The 24,903-nt window shown below is 46.6% G+C and carries 10 protein-coding genes; 6 read left to right on the top strand and 4 right to left on the bottom strand.

What is annotated here, in order from left to right; genetic code table 11:
• Nucleotides 1-36 precede the first annotated feature (36 nt).
• The 4 genes from ACNKW2_RS11680 to ACNKW2_RS11665 are packed head-to-tail and all read right to left on the bottom strand — an operon-like array spanning nt 37 to nt 6,564.
• Nucleotides 37-957 carry a hypothetical protein gene (locus ACNKW2_RS11680; RefSeq protein WP_419148726.1) on the bottom strand — a complete coding sequence of 307 codons (921 nt, stop codon included), beginning with the start codon at nt 955-957 and terminating at the stop codon, nt 37-39.
• A gap of 22 nt (nt 958-979) precedes the next feature.
• Nucleotides 980-1,225 carry a hypothetical protein gene (locus ACNKW2_RS11675; RefSeq protein WP_419148725.1) on the bottom strand — a complete coding sequence of 82 codons (246 nt, stop codon included), beginning with the start codon at nt 1,223-1,225 and terminating at the stop codon, nt 980-982.
• Nucleotides 1,218-2,699, bottom strand: coding sequence for a hypothetical protein (locus ACNKW2_RS11670; protein ID WP_419148724.1), 1,482 nt, complete (start codon nt 2,697-2,699; stop codon nt 1,218-1,220). The genes ACNKW2_RS11675 and ACNKW2_RS11670 overlap by 8 nt, the downstream gene beginning before the upstream one ends.
• Nucleotides 2,692-6,564: a TOMM system kinase/cyclase fusion protein gene (locus ACNKW2_RS11665; protein WP_419148723.1), complete on the bottom strand. Its 3,873-nt coding sequence runs from the start codon at nt 6,562-6,564 to the stop codon at nt 2,692-2,694. The genes ACNKW2_RS11670 and ACNKW2_RS11665 overlap by 8 nt, the downstream gene beginning before the upstream one ends.
• A 391-nt stretch (nt 6,565-6,955) precedes the next feature.
• On the opposite strand from ACNKW2_RS11665, the gene ACNKW2_RS11660 reads away from it, so the two are divergent.
• The 6 genes from ACNKW2_RS11660 to ACNKW2_RS11635 all read left to right on the top strand — a co-directional run bounded on the left by ACNKW2_RS11660 (nt 6,956) and on the right by ACNKW2_RS11635 (nt 24,528).
• Nucleotides 6,956-7,975 carry a phytanoyl-CoA dioxygenase family protein gene (locus ACNKW2_RS11660; RefSeq protein WP_419148748.1) on the top strand — a complete coding sequence of 340 codons (1,020 nt, stop codon included), beginning with the start codon at nt 6,956-6,958 and terminating at the stop codon, nt 7,973-7,975.
• 377 nt (nt 7,976-8,352) lie between these two features.
• Nucleotides 8,353-9,591, top strand: coding sequence for an SAM-dependent methyltransferase (locus ACNKW2_RS11655; protein ID WP_419148722.1), 1,239 nt, complete (start codon nt 8,353-8,355; stop codon nt 9,589-9,591).
• Between the two features lie 8 nt (nt 9,592-9,599).
• Nucleotides 9,600-10,529 carry a formyltransferase family protein gene (locus ACNKW2_RS11650; protein ID WP_419148721.1) on the top strand — a complete coding sequence of 310 codons (930 nt, stop codon included), beginning with the start codon at nt 9,600-9,602 and terminating at the stop codon, nt 10,527-10,529.
• Nucleotides 10,530-10,673: 144 nt separating this feature from the next.
• Nucleotides 10,674-11,168: a hypothetical protein gene (locus ACNKW2_RS11645; protein ID WP_419148720.1), complete on the top strand. Its 495-nt coding sequence runs from the start codon at nt 10,674-10,676 to the stop codon at nt 11,166-11,168.
• A 107-nt stretch (nt 11,169-11,275) separates the two neighbouring features.
• Nucleotides 11,276-11,890 (top strand): phage tail protein, encoded by a 615-nt coding sequence (locus tag ACNKW2_RS11640; protein WP_419148719.1) that lies wholly within the window; start codon nt 11,276-11,278, stop codon nt 11,888-11,890.
• Between the two features lie 167 nt (nt 11,891-12,057).
• Nucleotides 12,058-24,528 (top strand): Ig-like domain-containing protein, encoded by a 12,471-nt coding sequence (locus ACNKW2_RS11635; RefSeq protein WP_419148718.1) that lies wholly within the window; start codon nt 12,058-12,060, stop codon nt 24,526-24,528.
• The last annotated feature ends 375 nt before the right edge of the window (nt 24,529-24,903 follow it).

The following is a 24,903-nucleotide window of genomic DNA, read 5'->3' as shown; positions in this document are numbered from 1 at the left end:
ATAGTTGTAAAAAGTCACAGGGTTAATTAAGGGTTATTAACTCACTTTAAAAAGCGCGGCAAGCTGGCTGGCGATGGCCGTGGTCTCTGCCGCCTTATTATTAATAACCCCAGTATACAGCTTGCTGTACAGCTGGTGCTCGGTGATGACGATTTTAATGTCAACGAAGGCATGTTCGTTATTGCTTAATAGCGGAACTAACGCCGATATGTCGTTATCTGTAAGGTTTAATGCTGCCAAGATGGTTTGAAAATCATTGAGGTAATCTTTGTTATTGGCCTGCTTGTTCGATAAATAAATCCCAACTTTGTGCAGCGGCTGTTGCGCATAAAAGCTTAAATCAAGATACACATATTCAAAAAAGTGGCCTTCTAATTTACCTATCTTATTAATGACCTCTAAAGCTTTTTCTTGTTTTATAAAGGCTGTAAACCCAGCATTGGCGGCAAAATCGTCGAGTTTAAAGGGCTTCAAGTGGAGCTTTAAGGTTTCACCGTGCTCTCGGTACAAATTAGATAGGTGCTGGATCTCAGCCAACGATAACAATTGTGTGAAATCGTCGGCGGCAATTGGAGGCTGACTGTTAAATAGAGTGGTGCAAAGGGAAGTTAAATTCGCTACTGTTTGCTGGTTTACGCTTAGGTGTAACCCCGGCTTAGCGTACTCTGATGCGATGTTATCGTGCTCCAACCAAATGGTTTTGGGCCGAAACTTAGCGTCTAAACCATTAATACGCTCCAGTTTACTGGGATCTAACCTTAGCGATTGCCAATCTCTTGAATAGTGATGGCAGGTGGTTATGTCAACGCGCTCAGGCAAGCCACTTGTGGTTTCGATGAAGACACTTGAAGTGGATCCCGCCATTCCCTCAGCGTGCTTTAAAACAGCGTGAGTAGTTGAGTGGCTTACCTGCAACGCTTGCAGCGCTTTTTCTATATTGGCGATAAAATTCGACATAACGACCTGCAAATTGTTAATGTTACCAGCGCATTGCAGCGGCCAGTTCAGGACCAATAAATTGCTCCGCAAATTCTGCCCACCCTTTCTCAACGGCCTCAGTTTGACCATTGCTCCAGGCTTTACCAATCACTCTGAGCTTTTCTTTGGCGGCTTCTTCTAGCTCAAATTTGGCCATTAAAATTTCAGGCTTTGCCTTAAATTCTTCCGTGGCATTGTCGATGTTGTGAATGACCGCGTAAGCAAAATCAATATTGTTATTACTCATTTATATTTTCCTTTTTTAGGTTTAATGGGGTGATAAAAGTAAAGTCTGACTTCAAACTCTTACCATTTTTAGCCTGATAAGTGGCGTATTTATGACAACCCATGCACCCTGTTTTAAAAGTATGCGCAGGTAAAAAGTAGTCGTTGCTGTTAGCACAACTCGGCAGTTCAGGTAACACAAACGGCTCTAGTACTGCATTGCGGGCGTCGCTAGGCGTTCGCTGTAAAAAGTATTCAGAGAGGTTTGGAGTAACCAAGCTGGTATATTGCGTTCTAACTAACTTATAGTGCTGTAGCACAGAGTTGTGCTGTTTAAGCAGAGATTGCATTGTCTGGTTTAGGGCTTGGGTGTCTGGTGACAGCGGTTCGATTCGGGTAAGTTGAGCAGGCTTAGTTTTGCTTCGAGGCAACAGGTTGTTACAGCAGTTTTTACAATCAGGGTCATAAAAGGTGGGGGTATTAGAGCTGCCTTGCTCGGGTTCATAGAGGTTATCTACGTGCTCAAAGGTAACCCAGCGCCACTGCGCTTGGCGCTGTTCTTTAATGGCGATATGCATGGCCACAAGGCCTAAGTTAACCTCTTTACTGCCCTGAGGTAAGTTAACGTTTTCCATCGTAAAATATTTACGCGCATTGTCTTTATCAGTGAGAATTTTCCAGCCTAATTTCACTGAAACCACAGGTGCAATGTCTTGTTGCTTTCCTACTTCGCCAACGATATTTAAGCCAATATCAATAAAGGTGGTGCATTGCCCTAGCGGAAAGTCCATCGGGACATTGTATTGATAGCCTTCGGCGAGGTTTTGATACAGCAAGCCATTGGCACGGCTTTCATAATAAATCGGATTACCGGCTTGATCGATAAGAATACCGCCGCCCTTAACACTTTGAGCTTGGGAATAAATGTCTAAGTCTAACGTGGTTTTTAGGCAGTCGCCTTGGCATTGCCAGCTTCCTGCTTTTATGGCCTGTTGGTTGAGCTCTAAGGTCTCAGGGTTGATTAACTCTGCGCTACTTTGGGTGTCATGTAGCCAAGCGCCCCACCTAGGAATATAACCGTCAGCTGGCTTCACGGAGCCTGGAAAAGCAGTCTTTTTACTGTTTATATTACTGTTTGCAGCAATAAATAAGTCCCAGGCAGCGATGTTCATTATTTTTTCTTCAAATGATCGCAGTGTTTTGACCATCGCCAGTTGCGTTGTTTTATCCTCAACACCCTCAATTATTTTATTGTTTTTATTAATGATATTGTAGATATCATCGCCTTCCGGGTAGCTGCATATAAATTGTTTAGGCACATCTGGAAAGCGAGATTGGGCATTCGTATTGCTGTAATTGAACAGTCGACCTTGCGGGTTCTGGAGCTGCTGGTTTATCTCATCTTTTAGTGTTTGCAGTGGCTCTGCGGCCAACAGTAAAGCGCTATTCAGGGTGATGCATGCAGCAGCTAGCAGCAAAAAAAGCTGTTTAGTCATTGTCTGTTACCCTGTCCTTAATGGCGTAAATTTGTTGGTCATAGAGCTTTTCATCGCTGTGTGTTAGCGCGTTGACGGTGGTGGCAATGAGCTCCCCTGCAAGCTGCCTTTGGCCGAGGTTATATAACATCTCTGATTTTAATGCCTGTAACCAAAGAGCATGCGATTTTAGCCCCACTGCGGTAAGAAAATCGGCACCTTGTGCAAACATCTCGATGACATCATCTTCTTGGGACTGGCCTTTAAGCACAGCTAATGACCAGGCTTTAAAACACTTGGCGAAAGCAAGCCATAACTGTAAGCCATTTTGCTCAGCAAGGTGCAGTGCAAGCTCTGCGTATTCCAGTGCTTGTTGTGGTTGCTTAAGCAAAATAAACAGCTGGGAGGCGCGAGCATAACTGTGGGCGCTGGTGTGCGGGTTATTTATCTCTTCAGCAAGTTCAAGGGCGTGTTCGAGCCAATTCAGCGCGGTTTGTGGTTGGCTAAGTTGCGCCGCATTTAACGCACCATAAACCCGAATAGCGACTTCAATGTCATAGGCAATCAGTTCATTATAAAACTGACGGTGCTTGGCATCATACACTGACAGGCTTTGGTTTAAATACGCAAAGCCTTGTTCCGGCATGCCTTTGACGGTAGCAAACTGGCCCTGTTGAAATAACACCGGTACTTTAAGGTGTTGGCCTTCTGATTTTTCTGCAATAACCGACAAGTTATCGAGGGCGTGCTGAGTCATGTCATGTTGACAGGTAACGATACCAAAAACAGAAGACACAAAGTGGGCCGCCAGCTCTAACTCAGGGCTGGCTACAGATAAATCCAAGGCATTGATTTTATTGTAATACGCTTCAACTTGAGGGTCTGAGAAGCCAAGCGTAGCCGAGAGGCTGTGTGCTAAAGCAAGGTAGATCCTTAACGCTGGGTCGACCTTACTTTGTTGGTGCTTAATATACAGCTCTTCGGCTTCCAACAGTAAGTTAAGTGCTTCTTGATAGGCGCCTTTTTGATTTTGGTCATTCCCCGCAGTGATGAGCGCGTTAATGCCAGGCTCAATCAGTTCTGCGCCAATAAAATATTTCGCCTGCAGTGGCAAAGAGATGCGAGTGGCGAGAGTACTGTGTTGGTCGTTTAGTAACAGGTTTGCCAATGTTTGATAGAGTTTGGTTTGCAACGCAGCTGGGATACTCTCGATGGCTGCGTCTTTGACTAAAGCGTGCTTAAATATATAACTGTCGTTATCAACACGACGTTGGTGAACGATAAGGTCATTGGCCATCAACGCATTCAAATCATTTTGAACTTGGCTTTCGCTTAACGGTGAGGCGGCTACCAGCAAGTTATATTCAAACTCGCGACCTATGGTTGCGGCAAGCTGCGCCGTTTCTTTGGCGTGGGTTAAGTTGTCTAGTTTTTGCTGCAGTGATTCGCGTAAGCTGCTTGGCACTTGGTCAAGCTTATCTGGCGTTAAAAAGTCAACGATGCCGCCTTTGTCACCCACTAATGCTTTTTGTTTCAGCATGTTGACCAGCTCTTCAATAAACAGCGGAATGCCATCAGTGCGACTGATCAGCAGCTTGAGTAATGGCGCCGAAAGTTGGCGGCCATCAAACAAGTTAACAATAAACTCTTCTGTGGCTTGCTCTGTGAGCTTCTTCAGGCAGACATCCACTAGTGTATGGTCTTGCAGCTGACTCGGTAGGGCTTGCCTTGACGTGCTTAACAACACGTTACCGCGAGTTATCTCGGCTGCAAAATATTTTAAAAAGTCCAGCGTGGTGCTATCTGCCCAATGGATGTCTTCAATAATACAGAGTTTGAACTGGCTTAGGCCATGCTGATTAGACAAAAGTAACGCGGCAAGCCCCTTAAATAAGGCTTGCTTTTGCTCCTCTGGCGGCAACGATGACGGCTCGATGTCATCACTTAGTTCAATATCAAGCCAAACCAGTAGCACGGGAAGGACTTGAGTCATATTGATACTGTGTTGACTGTTTCTAAGTACCTCAGTAAATAAGGAGTGAGCCGAGTGTGCGTTCAATACCTCGGTGTTAAATAGGTATTTAACTAGCGTCAGCATGGGGTAAAGCGCGTTGTTTTGATGCTCGGGTAAGCACTGTGCCACTAAATGTTGATACTGCGAAGCCTTGCTGCGGATCTCCTGTAATAACCGCGACTTACCTATACCAGCTTCACCATGAATGTGGGCAATACGACTAGAGTCAACAGCTTGCTCATTCAACAACGACAGCGTTTGCTCGAGTTCGTTTTGGCGGCCAACGAGTTGATGATGGCTCTTTGTGCCACGCATAAAACCAAAGGCTTCTACCCGGCGCTCGCCTTGTAAGTTATACACTGGGCTCGGCGCAAACATAGGAGGGAATTGCAGTTGACCATATAAGTTAAATTCGGAATAGGGGTCGAGCAATGAGCGCGACTCGGCGCTACATAAGATTTGCCGCTCGCCCGCCTCTCTCGAAAGGGCAGTGGCAACAGTGGCATGATAACCCTCAGGCACCGCATTGGCATAGGTAATAAAGACACCGCTGTGAAGACCAATATGAGCGTTTATGGCCACTCCGTGGGCTTCTTGCATAAGAGCGTTACGCTTGGCCAGTTCGCTGATCATTTCGAGTGCGGTTCGTGCTGATAGTCGGGTGTCGTTATCGCTGCTAAGAGGGTAGCCAAAATAGAATAGGCTAGTATCAGCAAGGTTACCGACATGGTAGGCTCCATAGCGGGTGGCGATATCAATAAAATGATTGCGTTGTGATTTATAAATGGTATCGATAACGTCAAAATCTTTATCGCGGTTATCTAATGCTTTGACGCTCAGCCTAACCGCTAACACCGTCAGCTGTTTGCGCTCGGTGAGTGCCGTATAGTCTTGGATAGTACGGTGCTCTGGGTCATCGCTACGGAGCATCACTGTGGTTTCATCATAGCCCTGTTGGGCTTTAATATCACTGAGCACACCCACTAAGTTGGACACGTTCATTTTTGTTAGTTCGGCAAAGGCCTCGGTTGCGGTGATCACTCGCTCTAAAGCGCTTTTATGAAGCACTCTTCTAAGTAATCCTGCCAAGGGGTGGCCAAGTAGGGCACTGGGAATAGGTATGTGTACATCACTTAACTGTTTGTGATAAATCGATGCCACACTGCTGCCAGTCACTGCCGGTACCCCAGTTAAGCATTCTAATAAGACCAAACCCCACACGTATAAATCGGATTTAGCCGAGGCGGGCTCTCCGCGTAATTGCTCCGGTGCGCTATAGGATGGCGTTCCCAGTGTTTCTTGCGTAAGCGTTAAGGTTTCAAAGTCATGCTGGCGACTTTCTTGGGCAAAGGTGCCAATGCCAAAGTCGAGAATTTTGGCGTAGGTTTTGGCGCCAGAACAGCTGAGCATGATATTGGTGGGTTTTATGTCTCTGTGGATCACTCCTTGTTGATGCGCGTGGATCAGGGCGTCGAGTACTTGCAGCATGAGGTCGGTTGCTTGAACGGCATCCATGGCGCCTTCTTGGCGCAAAACATCTCTTAAGGTTTGACCTTCAACATACTCAAATACACCATACATCAGCTCATCGGTTAATTGCCCTTTATCTAACAATCGCACGATATTTGGGTGATTCAGCCGACTACACAGTAATGTTTCGCGATTAAATCGTTCAACATAACGCTGCTTTTTGCTCGCCTCTAGCTGGGGTTCTAACGCTAAAAACTTTAACGCCACTGCTTGTCCGGTATTTATTTGGCGTGCTTTAAATACTTTACCAAATCCACCTTCACCAATCTTTTCAAGGAGTTGGTACTTATCAGATTGAAAAGACTTGAAGATATACTGGTCTGAAAAATGCGTCAGAGACATACAGTTACTTGTTCTTATTTTTTGTTAATAATATAGGGTAATTGGATTGTAAATGGTTGTCTAGTATAAGATTTTCAATATTTACAAAAAATAAACAGTGGTTGCTGTTTGTTTGAGCAACTTAGCAATTATTACATTATAAGAAGAGACGAAAATGTATTCGGTGAATATTTCGTGACAGCTATTTGTAATGATGTGTAATGTCACTGGTTTGCTCTTGTGCCATAAAAAAACTATAACGTGTGTGATATCTGCAGAAAAAGTCTTGTGGTTTTAACCTCATACCTTGGAATAGTAACTGTGATTTAATGGTCTACAGTTACTGGCGATAGCGAAAAAGAACAAATTAAATGTCAAATAATCTGCTAAAAGGGGTTTTGCTTTGAACAGTGTGGTTAACCATTCAGGCTTTAAAAAGCTCCCCAGTTTTGATGATGTGGGAGATACAGGGATCTATTATCTCAAAAGGATGTTTGCCAGTGCCCAACAGACAAAAAGCCAGCGTGCCAAGGGCACAGATCCTCATCAGGAGTGGCCACTGACTTTATTGGTGTCTGACAAGCTTGGTGTTGGCCTTGAAGCCACCATTAGTAAATTGTATTCGTGTGACAACTTTAGCGAATTTGAAAAGTGGGTAATTGACAGTGTGCCATCGTCAATAATCGCGACGGTGACGCAAAGTATTAACCAAGCGGTGAAGTCTCATTTTCAACAAGCGCCTAATGGTCTTATGGGGAATGCAAATAACTCGTTCACAGCGCTGACTAAGTCGCAATTGCAACATTGGCGAGACTTTGGCTATATTGTGGTGCCCAATGTCATTGATAAATCGCTTTGCCAAGCAGCAAGGCAGTTAGCGTTTGATGTCATTGGCGCCGCTCCGCAACAGCCTGCTTCTTGGTATCAAAGCAATGGCAAGCATAGAGGGATAATGGTGCAGAGCTTTGACCATGTCATCCAAACACAGATAAGGCAATCCCCTAAAATTCATGCGGTGTTCGCAGCGCTTTGGCAAAATCATAAGCTACAATGCAGCAGCGACAGAATGGGCTTTAACCCACCTGAAACTAACACATGGCGTTTTCCTGGGCCCAACCTGCATTGGGATATCAATTTTAATCAGCCGCTGAAATTTGCAACTCAGGGTTTGATTTACCTAAATGACGTTACTGCCGAGGGCGGCGCCTTCAGTTGTGTGCCAGGGTTTCATCACAGGTTCGAATCTTGGTATCAAGACTTGCCCGAGGGCTGTGATCCTCAACAACAAAATTGGTCTGAATGGCCGGTAAAGCCCATTGTGGCAAAGGCTGGTAGCTTAATTGTTTGGCATCACTTTTTACCACATGGTAGCAGCCCTAATCACGCCGCCGAACCCAGAGTGGTGCAATACATCAACATGTATCCTGCATAAAAAGCGGTATAGGCCGAATTTCAATTCTAATAAGTGTAATTGGCTGTAATACCTTTTGTAAAAAAAGCTAGCCATAATACTCAACAGTACTCGCTATCGTTTTAGTGGTTAAAAGTCAAAGCTCTGTTATGGCAGCCCACTCTTGGCAGTAGGATTAAATGAAGGTGTTTGGGCAATAATTTCAGTGTTTCTTTGTGATTAGCAAAAATGAACTTGATGTTCTTTATTTGTTAAATATTTATTTGTGTTAATTTCTTTTGTTCTAGAACAAAAATATAGCGGTAAATTTAGGTTAGGCTATACTTACATTAATTGTTACCTATTAACAATCAAGTTAACAACTTGCTTGTTGTCAAAGGCTTGAGGGGCTTACAATCGTGGAACAACAAAAGGAGTCAGGTGCCTTGGCGCCTGGGTTTATCGATCCGCAGGTAGACGACCTACTTAAACATTCTATTCGCACTCAATTGCAGTCAATGCTTACAGCGAAGCTTTCGGTCTCTCAGCGACAACAGCTGCTACAGCAGAGCTTTGTTGCTGCAATGTCTTTAGTATTATCTGATACTAAAGCGACCCACCCGCAGCTAGTTGCGGCTTTTGATAGCATGTATGACCAAGCAGTGCAGTCGCTGGCGTGTGCAGAGTTGTCACAAGAATTGCTAACCAAACAGTATATTTCGGCAACCGGGCTGATCATGTCCCCACATAACTGCAAACACACCATCAAAGATATTTATCGTATTCAAGGTTACGCCAGAGGGATAGATAAGGCCATTCGGGGTATGCTTAAAAATAAAAAACAAATACGTCTTGTTTACCCAGCCTGCGGCCCATTTGCGCCGCTGTTATTGCCGCTTCTAAGTTACTACCAACATCATCAACTCTTTACCGAGCAGCAAATCCAAGTGGTGTTAGTGGATGCCCATCCTGGCGCAGTTATCGCTTTAAATCAGCTGGTTAACGACCTTAACCTTGAATCGTTTGTGGCGGACATTGCAGAGGCTGATGCTACCCAGTATCAGCCTGAAGGTGCCATTGACCTTTTGGTGCTGGAAGCCATGCAACATGGCTTTACCAAAGAGGGGCAGCTTAGTATCGCAAAACATTTAGTGCAATTTTTAGCGCTAGATGGTTGGTTGATCCCTCAAAACGTCTCTGTAAAGGGCATGATGGTGCTGGGAGAAACAGAGTTTAACCAACAATGGAAGCAGGCAGAATATAGCCATTCAGAACACATGTCGCAAGCTGCTTTGCAAGACAGAGTGGAGCTTGGTGAAATTCTAAACATCAACAAATCTACACTATTAAATATGCAAGAGCTGGAGTTACAAGATGGCATTAAGGTGATCCCAGCGAATCAAATTGTACTGCCTACCGGCATTGCCGATATGAGCCAGCGAATTTTTGCCGTCTATGCCGATGTTGAGACATTTGCACAAGAAAAAGTAGGGCAGTACGACTCCGGCATTACCCACCCAAAGCCCGATACCAGTGTGTACATTGATTTAAAACCAAAAGACATTGAACACACTCACTTTGTCGCTAATAGCGGCGACACGGTGCAGTTTTACTATCAATTAAGTGGTCTGCCTGGCTTTGTGCCAGTGAAAGTGTAGGGGGCGATATGCAAAAGTTTGCTTTATTTACAGGCAGCTGCCAAAGCATCCCTGCCATACAATATCTGTATCAACATAATATGCTTGCTTGTGTTGTTTTGGTCGATGCTGCACCGAACCCAGACTTAGCTCAATTGCAGCACTGGCTGCAGCAAAATAACATTATGGCGATACCATACTGCAAAGAGGATGATGCCCCCCTTATTGCAAAGCTGGATACATTGGCGGTAAATCGCGGCTTAGTCTACATGTTTAGGCATAAGATTAGAGCAAGATTAATCCAGTATTTTAATGGCCACTTGATGAATATTCACCCCAGCCCACTGCCAGAATACCGTGGTCCTTTCCCTTTGTATTGGCAGCTTCGAAATGGTGAAGAAATAAGCAAAGTCACACTGCATCAAGTCTGTGAATTAATGGATTGTGGCGATATCGTGACCCAGATAGAAATACCCATTCACCCATTCGATACCATCAATTGCTTACAACAAAAAGTAGCACAATCACTGCCGCAGCTTGTTGATACCCTGTGCCGGCTCGAACAGCAGCAAACGCTGCGCTTTACCAAGCAGGCAAAGGTTGCAGAGAAAACAGCTCCACTCGTTGAACAACAACAGCTCATCGTTAATTGGCATAAACAGCATGCTAAGCACATTGTCGATATGGCCCGGGCCGGAAATGTTGACTCTGGGTGTGCCATTTTTACCGTTGGCCAAGACATGTTCCAGTTGCTGCAAGCCAGTAAAGTGGAATGCCAGATAGCAGGTATTCAACCAGGTACCGTGTTGGAGCTAGACAGAGGCCGAGGTCTGATAATAAAAACCACTGATGGGGCTGTGCGTCTAGACGTGATTGGGACTCAACAGGGGATCTTTGATGGCTATCGATTTGCCGTCTTATATGGATTAGAGGCGGGCATGGCGCTGTCGAGTCAGTAATAAAGTTAATTAGGTAAATCGGCAAGCTCTGCCGGCTTTCTTTAGGCGAGCAATGTTAAGGAAAAACGGTTAATAGATGTGCGTAGGTATTAGCGTTTTTAGTTACACAGTGCTTTGAAAACTACTTCAGATGCGAGGTAACGAATGAAGATACACGTAAATATTACCAATCAATACGGCTATGATATCGCCATTTATTCATACAACAATGGTGCGCTACCAAGCCATGAAAAGGCAGAGATTGTCGGTAATAGTGAGGGGCAAGGCTCATTGAGTGTTGAGCGATCAGAATCGGGGATTATTGATATTCCAGGTATGGGAAGCGTATTAGTGCAGTTTATGGGAGAGCAAAAACTATCTGAATATCACGATAAGTTTTGTGAGAACCCAGATGAGTTTGATAAGTGTGAGCAAATGGTACTTATCCGCTATAAAACCTCTGAATTGTACTGGCGTTTTGCTAGTGCATCGGTCGACCCTGAAGTGACTTTGAGTGTAAATGACGTGGGCACCGTGTGTTTAGGCAAGGTATCAACTGGAGAAGTTCGACAGGTTGCACTTCCAGAGCTGTTTATTCCGCCAGTATTTTCAGTAAACCCAATGGCTGAGTCACAAAATGAGGCTGAACGGACTGAGTAATTGAAAGCGGTTTTAGTATTTCTAAATTAACTTATGTGGCATACGAGAGTCGTTGAAGTAGTCCGCTTGTCACTGATTTATAACATATAAATATAAGAGGACGAATTATGTCAGCAGATTCATATATCGGTACGATGAGACCCTTTGGCGGCAGTTTTGCCATTCGTGACTGGTCAATATGTTTGGGGCAGTTATTGGCAGTTTCCGAAAATACTGCACTATTTTCTTTACTAGGTGATTTGTATGGAGGCGATGCCCGCACCTCATTTGGCATTCCAGATTTAAGAGGGCGTAGCCCAGTTGGTATGGGGGCCATGCCAGGGGGAAGAGACTATAGATTAGGCTTTCGTTTTGGTGTAGAAGATATAGCTTTAACGTCAACACAATTACCAATGCATACGCACAGTGCAACATTTGTCCCTGCTGGTGGTGGCGTTACTAGCTCCTTTAAAGCTGCAACAGATAACGCAAATACAAATACTCCAGACGCTACAGCCTACTTAGCAGGTAACTCAAATACTCCTATGTATTATAAGCAACAAGGCCTTTCACCCGCGCCTACATTAACCGATATAGCAGGATTAAGCGTAGATGGCGGCGGTGGAGGGGGGAGCGTTGTTGTCGATGATGCCGGCGCCTCACAAAGCTTTAGCATTATCAATCCATTACAAGTTGTAAATTGGCAAATTGTATTAACTGGCATTTACCCATCACGCAGTTGATAACGACATTAACCGGTCCTGTGGGTAATACCGCAGGGCCTGTTCCTGAGAGTATTTAGATTTACGGTATGTGTGACGTCAAAAGCGGTTTGACAACTGTAAATCAAAACACTTTTTGAATTTTAAGTATGGCGGAATAAGGCAAACAAGTTGTCTGGAGTGAAAATATGAAGTTGAATCAAATTGCAGTTGCTATTAGTGGAACAGTGTTTACTGGATTGTCGTTGTCTAGTTTGTCAGCCGCTGCAGCCACTATCGACTATAAAGTAAAGTCAGGTAGTGGTGTTGCCAATATATCTCATACTGACAACTCGGTCACATACTTGCTAGATGCGGGCTCTGCAACTTCCTATACGTCGTCAACAATGACCGTCTATGGAGGTACTGCAGCGGCAGCGGATGATTTCATAAATGCTTCACCTTCTGCTAGCGCTGGTGGGTATGTGTTTTATACCAGTGATACTAGCAACAACTTTAGTTTTGATTCAATTTCTATTTACCCTAACTTACAGATAGCAAATAATAATTATCAGCTCCGTTTAAAAGGGTATGATGGTGGGACTTCAGCAACACCTGTGACCGCCACGGTTACAATTCCCCAAGGGAATGCTGCAGATGTATTTACGATTGCATGGGGCACAGATTTTTCAGGCAGTGACTGGCAAAACGTTGACACTGTTGTATTGGAGTTTTATGACTCGTTTAATAATGTTTACGACAATCGGTTTGCAATAGATTCGATTACTTTCACAGAAGCTGCAAGCGATAGCACTCCCCCCATATTAAACCAGGTCACGGCAGTCACCTCTCCCACCAATGACAACACACCAAACTACGTTTTTTCTACGGATGAGGCGGGCACTTTATCGGTGGGAGGTAGCTGTGGCACATCCACCTCAACCACAATCAGCAGCACTGGCAATCAAACCATAACATTAACTCAAACTGACAACACGAGTGCGTTAGCTGATGGTACTTATAGTAACTGTACGGTCACCGTGACGGACGCCGCAAATAATGCAAGTTCTGCTTTGAGTATTAGCAGTTTTACAGTAGATACTACAGCGCCGACGGTTGCAGAAGTGACTGCTGTAACAACGCCAACCAATGATTCAACACCCAATTACACGTTTAGCACCACAGAAACAGGCACTTTGTCAGTTGGTGGAAGTTGTGGCACATCAAGTTCGACAACAATTAGCTCAACTGGCAACCAAACCATTACCCTAACTCAAACCGATAATTCAACTCCGTTAGCGGATGGCAGTTACAGTGATTGTACGGTTACGGTAACCGATACTGCTGGAAACGCTAACTCAGCTCTAGCGATTACCTCTTTTACTGTGGACACCACAGCTCCTTTATTCGACGGCGCTAACTCCACACCAAATGACAACGCAACCAACGTCACAGCCAGCGATAACATTGTGCTCGACTTTAGTGAAAATATCGCCCTTGGCAGCGGTAATATTACCATCCGCGATGTAACGGGTAGCAGTGACTTTGAAGTATTTGATGTTGCCTCTGAAAGCGATGGCACCACAACGACTCCTTCAGCAGGTCGTATTGGCATTACTAATGACAAAATTTACCTCAACCCAACCAGTAACTTAACCGGTAATCGTAATTACGCCATTCGCATCGCAGCTACTGCAGTCGACGATGGTGCTGGCAATAGCTTTGCTGGCATTAGTGACGATACTACCTTTAACTTTACTACTGCGAATACTGCGCCTGAGGTCGACCTTGATTCTACCTCGGGGAGTGACGACAGCAGCGCCTCTTTTGCTGAAGGCGGCAGTGCGGTAAGTATCGCCAGTAATGCCGCTGTTACAGAAGCAGATGGCGACACCATTTCCACCATAACCATTAGCTTGACCAATGACCAAGATGGCGCATCGGAGGGGTTAAATGTATCAGCTGCGGCGCAAAATGCGCTAAGTGGTATTTCTGGTGCTACAGATATTACGTTAAATGACACCATTTCCATTACAGGGGCAACGGCCACCGCTGCAGAAGTAGCAAGCTTTCTTCAGGCGGTAACCTATAACAATACCTCTAGCTCACCAAATGAAACTGCCAGAACGGTGACAGTGGTAATTAATGATGGCACCGATAACAGCACTTCTCGAACTGCAACGATTGCCGTTAGCAATGTCACCGCTGCAAGCAGTACTGCGGCAAGTTTCAACACCACCAATGGCACGAATTTAACACCGGCCATTACCTTCACCAGTGATGATGAAACCTTGACCATTGCGGATACCAGCCATATCACTGGCTCGACAGCAGATGGCGGCACAGGTACAGATACGTTGAGCGTACCCACAGGGTCGAATTTGGCTAATTTTGTCTCGTTAACTAACTTTGAGACGCTGACGCCAGACAATGATGCTTCGCTTACATTGACTGAATCGCAGCATGAAAGCTTTACTACCATTAATGGCGCGGGTACGAATCAATTTACGATTTCCAATGCGAATGGTGATCAAGCGTTAACCGGTGATAGCGATATTGAAACCTACGTGCTTGGTGCTGCCATGAGCTTTACCTTGGCTTCTGCGGGGCAAAATATAACCGGCAGCAGCGGCAACGACACAATAAATGCCGCTGGATTTACAGTGACTGGTACACTCTCAGGTGGTACTGGCACGGATACCTTGCAAATTGGTAATGGTGCTAACCTCAGTGGTGGCACCATCAGTGGCTTTGAGTCACTGGAACTCACAAGTGGTGCCGCTGTGACCATGACCGAAGCGCAACATGATGGCTTCTCAACAATCACAGCAGCAGCAAATGAAACAATCACAATTAGTGATGCTAGTGATGGCTTAACAGGCAACATTGCGATTGAAAGTTATGTGCTTTCTGCCGCTAATACATTCAATTTAGGGGCTGCTGGGCAAAATCTTACTGGTAGCAGTGGCAACGATACGGTGCATGTCGGCACACTCACTGCAACCGGTACCCTAGCTGGTGGCTCAGGTACTGATACTCTCTCAGTGGATAATGGTGGCAGTATTGCTGGTGCCTCAGTGAGTGGTTTTGAAAACTTATCAGTGGCATCGGGTGGCTCGGCAACGCTTACTGCATCGCAACTTCCTTCTTTTACTGGCACTGTAACTGGTGGTGGCACAGAGACTGTGAATATAGCCGGAGATGGTGACTTTACTACGGTATCGGCGCTTGAAAATTACTCTGTTTCAGACGACTCTACTAATACTAGAACAGTCACCGTCAGTGCCGCCGAGCATTCTGTTTCAGCAACCTCTACTAGCGATGCTGTCACTTTCGCTTTAGGCTCGCTTACTTACACAGGCACCATCACCGGCGAAGGCACAGTGAGCGATACGCTGTCATTAGGCTCTGGCGCAGATATCACCGGCGCAACCATCAGTTCAGTTAATAGCCTCACTCTTACCTCTGGCGCTTCCGTTGCCATGACCACCAGTCAGCATAATAACTTTGGCGGCACTATAACAGCGCCAGGCAGTGAAACCATTACCCTGAGTGGCGATGGCGACTTCAGTACTCTGGCGAGTGTTGAAAGTTATAGCGTTGGCGATGACAGCTCAAACACCAGAACCATTACTGTTACCAATGGCACTACCAGCGTTTCGGCTAACTCCGCAACCGACGCCATTACTTTTGCGATTGGTGGTAGCAGTTATTCAGGCACCTTAACGGGTGAGGCCACCGTAGCCGATAATGTATTGGCCAGTGATGGAGCTGATGTCAGCGGCGGTACCTTCACGAATTTAAGCACACTGAATTTAAGCAGTGGCGCAACGGTTGCCATTGATGCTGCTAACCTGAGCGACTTTGCGACAGCTATCACCGGTGCGGCGGGCAGTGAAACACTTAAGCTCATGGACGGTGGCACGTTTGACTTCTCCACAACGTCTATCTCTGCCATTGAGGGCATCGCCATTGGCACCAACAGCAATGCGACTATTACCTTGACTGATAACTTTAGCTCAGATGGCCAAACGGTTTCAGTAACTAATACTAGCGGCAGTGCCGTTACAGCAGGATTGACTCTGAATGCCTCTGCATTTGTGAGTGATGTACTGCAAATCACAGCTACCGATTTAGATGGCTCTGACACCATTACTGGTGGTAGTGGCGCAGACACCCTCCGCCCGGGTGGTGGAACTGACACCATGACAGGTAATGCTGGAAACGATAACTTTGTTGGTGAGGCAAGTGACTTAAATGGCGATACCATCGCTGATCTGGCTTCAGGTGATAAGATCACTATTGCCAACGTCACAGGACTCACAACCAGTAATGTGCGCTTCAACGGAACCAGCACTTTAGAGGTAGACACTAACGCAACTACGTTTGCAACTTCTGAGGTGTCGATAGCCCTTACTAATGCCCCGGCTAATAATTTAGTATTTACCGTGGCCGACTCCGGCAGTGATACGGTCATTACCTTTGAGCCCGCCAATGAAGTGCCGGTGTTTGCTAGCCTAAATGGCGCAGCAACTTTCACTGAAGGAGGCAGTGCCGTTGCCATCGACAGTGATGTCACGGTTTCAGACACCGAATTAGACGCGTTAAATGGTGGCAATGGTAATTATGATGGTGCAACACTGACCATTACCCGTTCCGTTGGTGCCAATGCGGAAGATGTATTTAGCAATACTGGGCTGCTTAGTACGTTAACCGAAGGCAATACGTTTGACTACAATGGCACGTCAATTGGTACGGTAACCACCAATTCATCGGGTACCCTGGTGCTAACCTTTAATAGTAATGCAACCTCTGCGTTGGTAGATAATACCTTACAGGCTATTGGCTACAGTAATAGCTCAGAAAACCCCAGTACTTCAGTGACCCTAAACTATACCTTTAACGACGGCACAGCAGACAGTACGGGCAGTAACCAAGCAAGCGTGACCATCACTCCGGTAGACGATGCCCCAACAGCCATTAGCTTAAATAATACAACCATCGACCAGTCTGCCGCAGTAGCGGATGCCAATATTGGTATCCTTTCAACTACGGATGTTGACGACTCATCTCACACTTACTCACTGGTTGCCAGTGGCAGCAGTGACGCCGGAAGTTGTAGCTCAAGCGCAGACAACAGCAGCTTCCAAATTAATGGCAGCATCGTCGAGCCAAGCACCACGCTAGCTGCCGGTGACTATAGCATTTGTATTCAATCAGATGATTCAACAAACACGCTACAAGAAGCGTTTACCATTACAGTGAACGATGATGTTGCTCCGAACGCGCCTTCTACACCGGATCTTGATGCGGGTTCAGACAGTGGCGCTTCGAACAGCGATAATATTACTAACGACACCACACCAACCCTTAGTGGTACGGCCGAAAGCGGCGCAACCGTTACACTTTACAGTGATCAGGTTGGTGGCGGAGCCACAGTCATTGGCACAGGTATTGCCACTGGCGGTAACTGGCAGATTACAACCAGTGCGTTGACCGCAGGTCTGGTACATGGGATTTCTGCTAAGGCGACCGATGCGGATAGCAATGAAAGTACCTCTTCAGGTAGCCTAAGTGTCACTATTGACACTACAGCACCAAGCACTCCATCTATTCCAGACCTCAGTGCTAGCAGTGACTCAGGCACATCAAACACAGACAATATCACTAACGACACCACTCCAACGTTTACAGGCACTGGTACTACCGGTGATACGGTAATACTCATTTCAAATGTAGATGGCACTGTAGGCAATGCAGTGGTAAGCGGTGGAACATGGACAATTACTAGCTCAGAGCTGACAACAGGCGCGCAAAAGATTTCTGCTCGCGCAACGGATACTGCAGGCAACACATCTGACAGTGCCGGTTTGTCGGTAACGATTGACAACACGGTGAGTGCGCCAAGCATCACCACGCCAATAGAAAGCGATGGTATGGTTAATGCGGCAGAAGACAACGATGTACTGATCGCGGGCTCCGGGGCAGAAGCAGGAAACAGTGTCACAGTAACCATTAGTGATAGTAACAGTTCAGTGAACCGTACTGTGACCGCAGACAGCTCTGGCAACTGGACACTCAACGGCAGCGAGTTGGATGTCAGCAATCTAAATAACGGTACGCTTAGTGTCTCAGCGACACAAACAGACACCGCAGGCAACACCTCTACTGCGGCGACTCAAAACATTACCCTTGATAACATAGCACCGTCAACTGTCTCGATTACGACGCCAATTGAAACCGATAATATCATCAGTGCAGCGGAAGACAGTGATGTCTTGATCGCGGGCTCCGGTGCTGAAGTGGGTAATAGCGTCACGGTGACCATCACCGATAACAACAGCTCGGTAAGCCGTACCGTGACCGCTGACAACTCTGGCAACTGGACCTTAAATGGCAGTGAGCTAGATATCAGTAATCTGAACAATGGCACGCTCACGGTTTCGGCCACGCAAATCGATACGGCGGGCAATAATTCATCAGCGGCTACACAAAGCATTACGCTTGATAATATAGCGCCGTTTACCATTACAATTACTACGCCAATTGAAATAGATAATATTGTCAATGCCGCAGAAGACAGCGACGTGCTGATCTCGGGAACAGGGGCAGAACCTGATAATAGTGTGACCGTTAATATCACGGATAACAATGCGACAGTGAGCAGTACCGTTACAGCCGACAATTCAGGTAATTGGACGCTGAGCGGCAGTGAGCTGGATGTCAGTAACCTAAATAATGGCACGCTTTCGGTCTCGGCAACACAAACCGATACTGCAGGTAATAGCTCTACTGCGGCAACGCAGAGCATAACCTTAGATAATGAAAAACCAGATGGCATATCTGCAGAAGTAGATCAAAGCTTGATCAATGCAGGGAATGAAGCCGCATTTAGTTTCACCTTAACGGGCCTAGAGTCGAGTGGTACCTTTACCTACCAAATTTCCGATGGTAGCAACTCGGTCTCTAGTAATAGTCCTGTTGCTATCTCTGGTGCTACTCAACAACAAACAGGTATCAATGTGACTTCATTAAATGAAGGTACACTGACACTATCGGTCATCGTCTCTGACGAAGCAGGTAACGCAAGTTCAGCTATCACAGATACGGTGATTAAAAAGTATAACGTTGCGCCAGTACTATCAGGCACACCAGCAACCAGCGTAAATGAAGACAGCGAGTATAGCTTTACCCCAACACTCACCGACCCTGATACCGGTGATACCTTTACCTATAGCATTGTCAATAAACCCAGTTGGGCGAGCTTTGATACTCAAACGGGTAAGTTGTCGGGTACTCCAGATGATTCCCATGTCGGCACTACCAGCAATATTGCGATAACGGTGAACGATGGTACGGATTCCGACACCTTAACGGCGTTTAATATTGAAGTCGTCAACACCAATGATGCGCCAGCGGGCCAAGATACCAGCTTTACCATTGATGAAGGGGCCACACTGTCACGAGATTTCAACAATGGCTTATTGTCACTTGCCAGCGACGATGATCTCGACAGCAATGACAGTTTAACCATAGTGAAAGACACCGATCCGCAATATGGCACCCTAACATTGAATTCGGATGGCAGCTTTTCCTATGTGCATAATGGCAGTGAAAATCACACCGATAGCTTTACCTATCATGTTGAAGATAAAGCCAATGCCAGCTCCTCTAGCTACACTGTCACCATCAACATGAACCCGATTGAAGACGCACCAACGGCAGTCAATGATACCTTGACGACCCTGGAGGACGCTTCTAACACGGTGAATGTGTTGAATAATGACAGCGATCCAGAAGCGAATATGGTGGCGTCATCGGTAACCATCAAAACTCAACCAAGCAAAGGGCGAGTGAGCGTCTCCAATGGTGTGGTGACATTCACCCCAACGGCGAATGAAAATGGCAGCGACTCTTTCACTTATACGGTGAAAGACTCAACTCTGGCAGAGTCGAACGAGGCCACGGTCAATATCACCATTACCGCGGTGAACGATTTACCGGTGGCGGCTAACTTTACGCCCAACATCAACGAAGACACCCCAACCCAAGCGCTGGCAGTGCGAGCCAATGCTACCGATGTGGAAGACACTAACCCAAGCGGTGCGATTGCCATTGAGTCGGCGCCGGCAAAAGGTCAGACAGCGATTGATGCCACTAACGGCACCATCACTTACACCCCGAACGCCAATGAAACCGGCAGCGACAGCTTTACCTATTCAATTTTGGATAGTGAAGGGGGCAAATCCAACATTGCTACGGTTGCAGTGAATATTGGTGCCGTTAACGACCGCCCAGTGGCAGGTGACGACAGTGTCACCACCAACGAAGATACCGCAACCTCACTGGCGGTGTTGGCCAACGACTCCGACATTGAGGACCCTTCGTTTGACGGCTCAGACATCACACTTGAAGATAAAGGCGATGGCGCTGGTAATTACGACTTAGCCAATGTCAGCGTGGCCAGTAATGGCGTGCTGTCTATTAGCCCTAAACAAGATCAGAACGGCACGTTAAGCTTTACCTACACCATAGTAGACAGTGAAGGGTTACGCTCAGATCCTGCTACGGTAACAGTCAACATTAGCGCTGTGAACGATGCACCTGTTGCTAACGACAACACGGCACAGTTACTCGAAGATGGCAATATTGAAATCAACCTGTTAGGCAATGATAGCGATGTTGACAGCCAGCTAAACGCTGCCAGTGTTGCTATTGTTAGTCAACCTCAAGGTGGCACAGTACAAGTGCTCAATTCCGGTAGTGCCATTTACACGCCAAGTGACAACTTCTTTGGTGAAGACAGTTTCAGCTATACCGTGGCCGATGCCGAGGGCCTAGTGTCGAATACGGCCACTGTCAGTATTACGGTTACAGCGGTAAACGATGCGCCTACTATCTCTGGAGCACCAGCTACAAGTGTAGACGAAGACAATGCCTACAGCTTTACGCCAACGGCGAACGACAGCGATGAAGATAACCTCAGCTTTAGTATCGAAAACCTTCCTGTTTGGGCAAGCTTTGATAGCACCACTGGGAGTATCACCGGCACACCGACAGAAGGCCAAGAGGGCACTTACAGAGATATTGTGATCACCGTTTCAGATGGTCAAGCCGAAGCCTCTTTGGCGGCATTTAGCATTGTCGTCAATGCAGTCAATGATGCTCCTACCATTTCAGGGACGCCAACCACTAGCGTGGCACAAGATGAAGTCTATAGCTTTACGCCTAGCGCAGCCGATAGCGACTCTGAAACCTTAACCTTCTCGGTGGCCAATGCACCAAGCTGGTCGAGCTTTGACGCGGCTTCAGGCACCTTATCGGGCACACCAATACGTGATGATGTGGGCAGCTATAGTAACATTGTTATTAGTGTCAGCGATGGTGAACTGAGCGCCAGCCTGCCAGCCTTTACCCTTGAGGTAACTGCAACCAACCAAGCTCCGGTTGCCAACAACATCCAACGTACGGTGGTTGAAGATGGTACCACCAGCTTTACTGCCGATGTCAGTGACGTGGATGGCGATGAACTGACCTTGTCTTTGCAATCACAACCACAAAATGGCGTACTAGAGGTGCAAGGCACGGTGTTTAGCTACACCCCGCTACCTAACTTCAACGGCAGTGATAGTTTTAGCTTTATTGCTTCAGACGGTGAGCTTGAGTCAGACCTTGCCACGGTTAACATCGCGGTTACGGCAGTGAATGACTTGCCGATTGCCCTAGACGACAGCTTTACCTTTGAGCCAGTTGCCAATAATCAGTATGTGTTGCCGGTGTTAGCCAATGATAGCGACCCAGATGGTGACACCTTGCGTATTATCGGGGCTCGCGCTTCATTGGGCAGTGTTACCATTGGCACTGATAGCTTAACCTATCAAGCCACGGCCAACGCTCAAGGTCCGGTTAACGTAACCTATGTGATTGAAGATGCTGGTAAAGCCCGAGCTCGCGCTAACGCTGCAGTAACCATAAATGCTACCAACTCAGGTTCAGCGCCTTCTATTACTGCGCCGGATGACTTAACGGTTGATGCCACCGGGTTATTCACTAAGGTGGACTTAGGTACCGCTGTCGCGAGCGACAGTCAGGGCAATCCATTACCGGTTTCGTTAGTGGATAGAAGGCCTATTTTTGCGCCTGGCCAGCATATTGTTTACTGGCAAACTGAAGACAGCCAAGGTCAGCAGGCCGTTGCGAGCCAAAACCTTGCTGTAAACCCATTAATATCGTTGCAAAAAGACAGCCGAATTGCTGAAGACCGCAGCCACACTGTCAATGTCTTCTTAAATGGTGTGGCACCAAGTTACCCTGTGGTTGTGCCTTACACTGTCAGTGGAACAGCAGACAGCAGCGACCATGACTTGCAAGAGGGTGAAGTGGTCATTAATTCTGGCACCAGTGGCAGCATAAGCTTTAATGTTTTTGCCGATGGCGTCAGTGAAGAGAATGAAACCATTGTTATCTCGCTAGACAGCAGCCTTAACCTCGGTGCTAAATCTTCATCAACGGTGACCATTGTGGAGCAAAATGTTGCGCCTAGTGCCTCAGTTACCGTGGTCCAAGCTGGTGAGGAGCGCGCTCTGGTGACCGCTAACAGTGAGTTGGTGACGATAACTGCAGAGGTATCCGATCCTAACCCCAACGACCAAGTAACGGTTACTTGGCTGCCAGACTCAGAGTTAATTAACCTCTCTAGCGATCCTATGGTGTTTGAGTTTACTCCTCAGGATGTCGCTCCAGGGATCTACAAAGTAGAGTTAGTTGCTGAGGATAACGCCACACCGAGCTTATCAACATCGCGCGATATTTACATCGAAGTAATACAATCCTTAGCGGCGCTTGGCAGCGAAGATTCCGATGGTGATTTAATCCCAGACGACCAAGAAGGCTACTCAGACTCCGACGGCGATGGCATTCCAGATTACCAAGATGCCATCAGCGATTGTAACGTTATGCAAGAACAGGCACTAGAGTCGAGTCAGTTCCTAGTAGAAGGCGACCCTGGCGTTTGCTTACGTAAAGGCGCAACTGTGCCGCAAAACTCAACCGGTGGTGTGCAGCTGTTGCAAAATGAAGTCCCAAGTGACCCAGGAGCCAATAATGCCGGCGGCTTGTTTGACTTCATTGCCTCTGGCTTGCCTCAGGCTGGTGATGTCTACAGCATCGTTATTCCACAAATTAACCCCATTCCACTTAACGCGGTTTACCGTAAGTTGGTTGCTGGCCAGTGGCGAGACTTTGTATCGGATGACAATAATGAGCTCCTTTCTACCCAAGGTGAGCCCGGCTTCTGTCCACCTCCAGGCAGCAATGAATGGACGACAGGGCTGGCCGAAGGGCACTGGTGTGTGCAGCTACGAATTGTTGATGGTGGCCCGAACGACGATGATGGTATAGCCAATGGCAGTATTGTTGACCCCGGTGGTATTGCGGTTCCGGTGAGTGACAATGCGCAGCCTGAAGCCAATCCAGACTCCGTCACCATAGTGTCGGGTCAAGAAGTGGTCATTGATGTACTTGAAAACGACAGCGATGCAGATAATGACACCCTTACTATTACAGGTGCCACGGTTGATTTTGGTGACGTTACCATTGAAAACAATCAGCTCCGTTATCTTCCACCCGCTAACTTTATTGGTGAAACGACGATTCAATACAGTGTCACCGATAGCCAAGGCGGCTCATCAAATAGTACCGCTGTGGTAACTATAGCGGTCAATCAGCCGCCGCAAACGGTGAATGATACGGCTTCCAGTAATGGCTCAGAGCTGGTGATTGATGTCTTAGCCAACGACAGTGACCCTGAAGGTGGTGCGTTGAGCTTGGTGGCTGCGACGGCACAGCAAGGGTCAGCGAGTGTGAATATGGATGGCACCTTAAGCTACAAACCAAACTCAGGTTTTGCGGGAGTCGATACCATAGTGTATACAGTTAAAGATGAATTTGGTGCTACTTCTGAGGGGCTTGTGACTGTCACAGTCACGCTTAAACAAGCGGTCAAGGTTGAAAATAGTTCCTCAGGGAGCATGGGAGGTATGGTGTTATTATTAATGAGTGCGCTGGTTATTCGTCGCCGAAAAGCATTACTGCCGGCCTTTGCCTTAGTGACCACCAGTTGTTTGTTAAGCACTCAAGCCAATGCGGCAAACTGGCAATTGACGGCAACTGCAGGTCAGTCTGAGGCAGATAGCCAGATTGCCAGTGCGGGGCTTGATGTCATGGCAGTAGACGAGCAAAGTAACAGTTGGTCTATTGGGGCCTTTTATGAGTTGTTGCCAAGCTGGCAAGTGGGCTTACGCTACATCGATTTAGGCCAAGGCAGTGTTGAGTTTAGCGGGCTCAGTGATGACCCAGAGCAAACTCAACAGCAGCTATTAAGAGTGGCTCCAGTTCTGCCAGAAGGGCCTGCGTTACAGTTTAACTATCGTAACGCCATAACAGAAAAGTTGAGCGGCAAAGCCTTTTTGGGGGCGTTTAATTGGGATTATAAAATCAATAGCGTTCGCGATGGCCGTTTTTCTAGCCGTTATGAAGACACTGGCACCAGCGGCTTTGTCGGAGCTGGACTTGCGTATCAGGTAACCAACTCGTTGTCATTAGGAGTGGAATACAGCAAGTATTTTATTTCTGCCAATGACGTTGATGACGTTTCGTTGAGCTTAAGTGTGCAATTCTAACTTAGCCTATCTGTTGTAATAAAAAAGCCCTCGCAAGAGGGCTTTGGGCTATGGTAATCCTTGATTAACTGAACCGTTTTACACTGCAACGCGCCGAGGGGAGGTGGTCACAGTTTAGTGTAAAGACTATTAGCAGTTACAGTTGTCTCAAGAGTTACTTCGGACTCTGTTAAGGCAATGGTGACCGATAACCTTACCTATGTTTCCTATTAAATGGGATGATGCACGAGCGCTGCAATCGATGCTAATGTGGCATTGAATAAGCGCTAGGTTGTATCGAGATAAAATTTATTTTCAATTATATCAGTAGTCTAAGTGTGAGCTCACAGTCTACTACTGATTGTTTGTTTCTAAAATGGTGTTTTACAATTTAAA

The organism is Pseudoalteromonas 'SMAR', from assembly GCF_048515945.1.
Taxonomy (GTDB): Bacteria; Pseudomonadota; Gammaproteobacteria; order Enterobacterales; family Alteromonadaceae; genus Pseudoalteromonas.
Note: the sequence above shows the minus strand (reverse complement) of the source record. Positions and strands in the feature narration are given on the sequence as shown.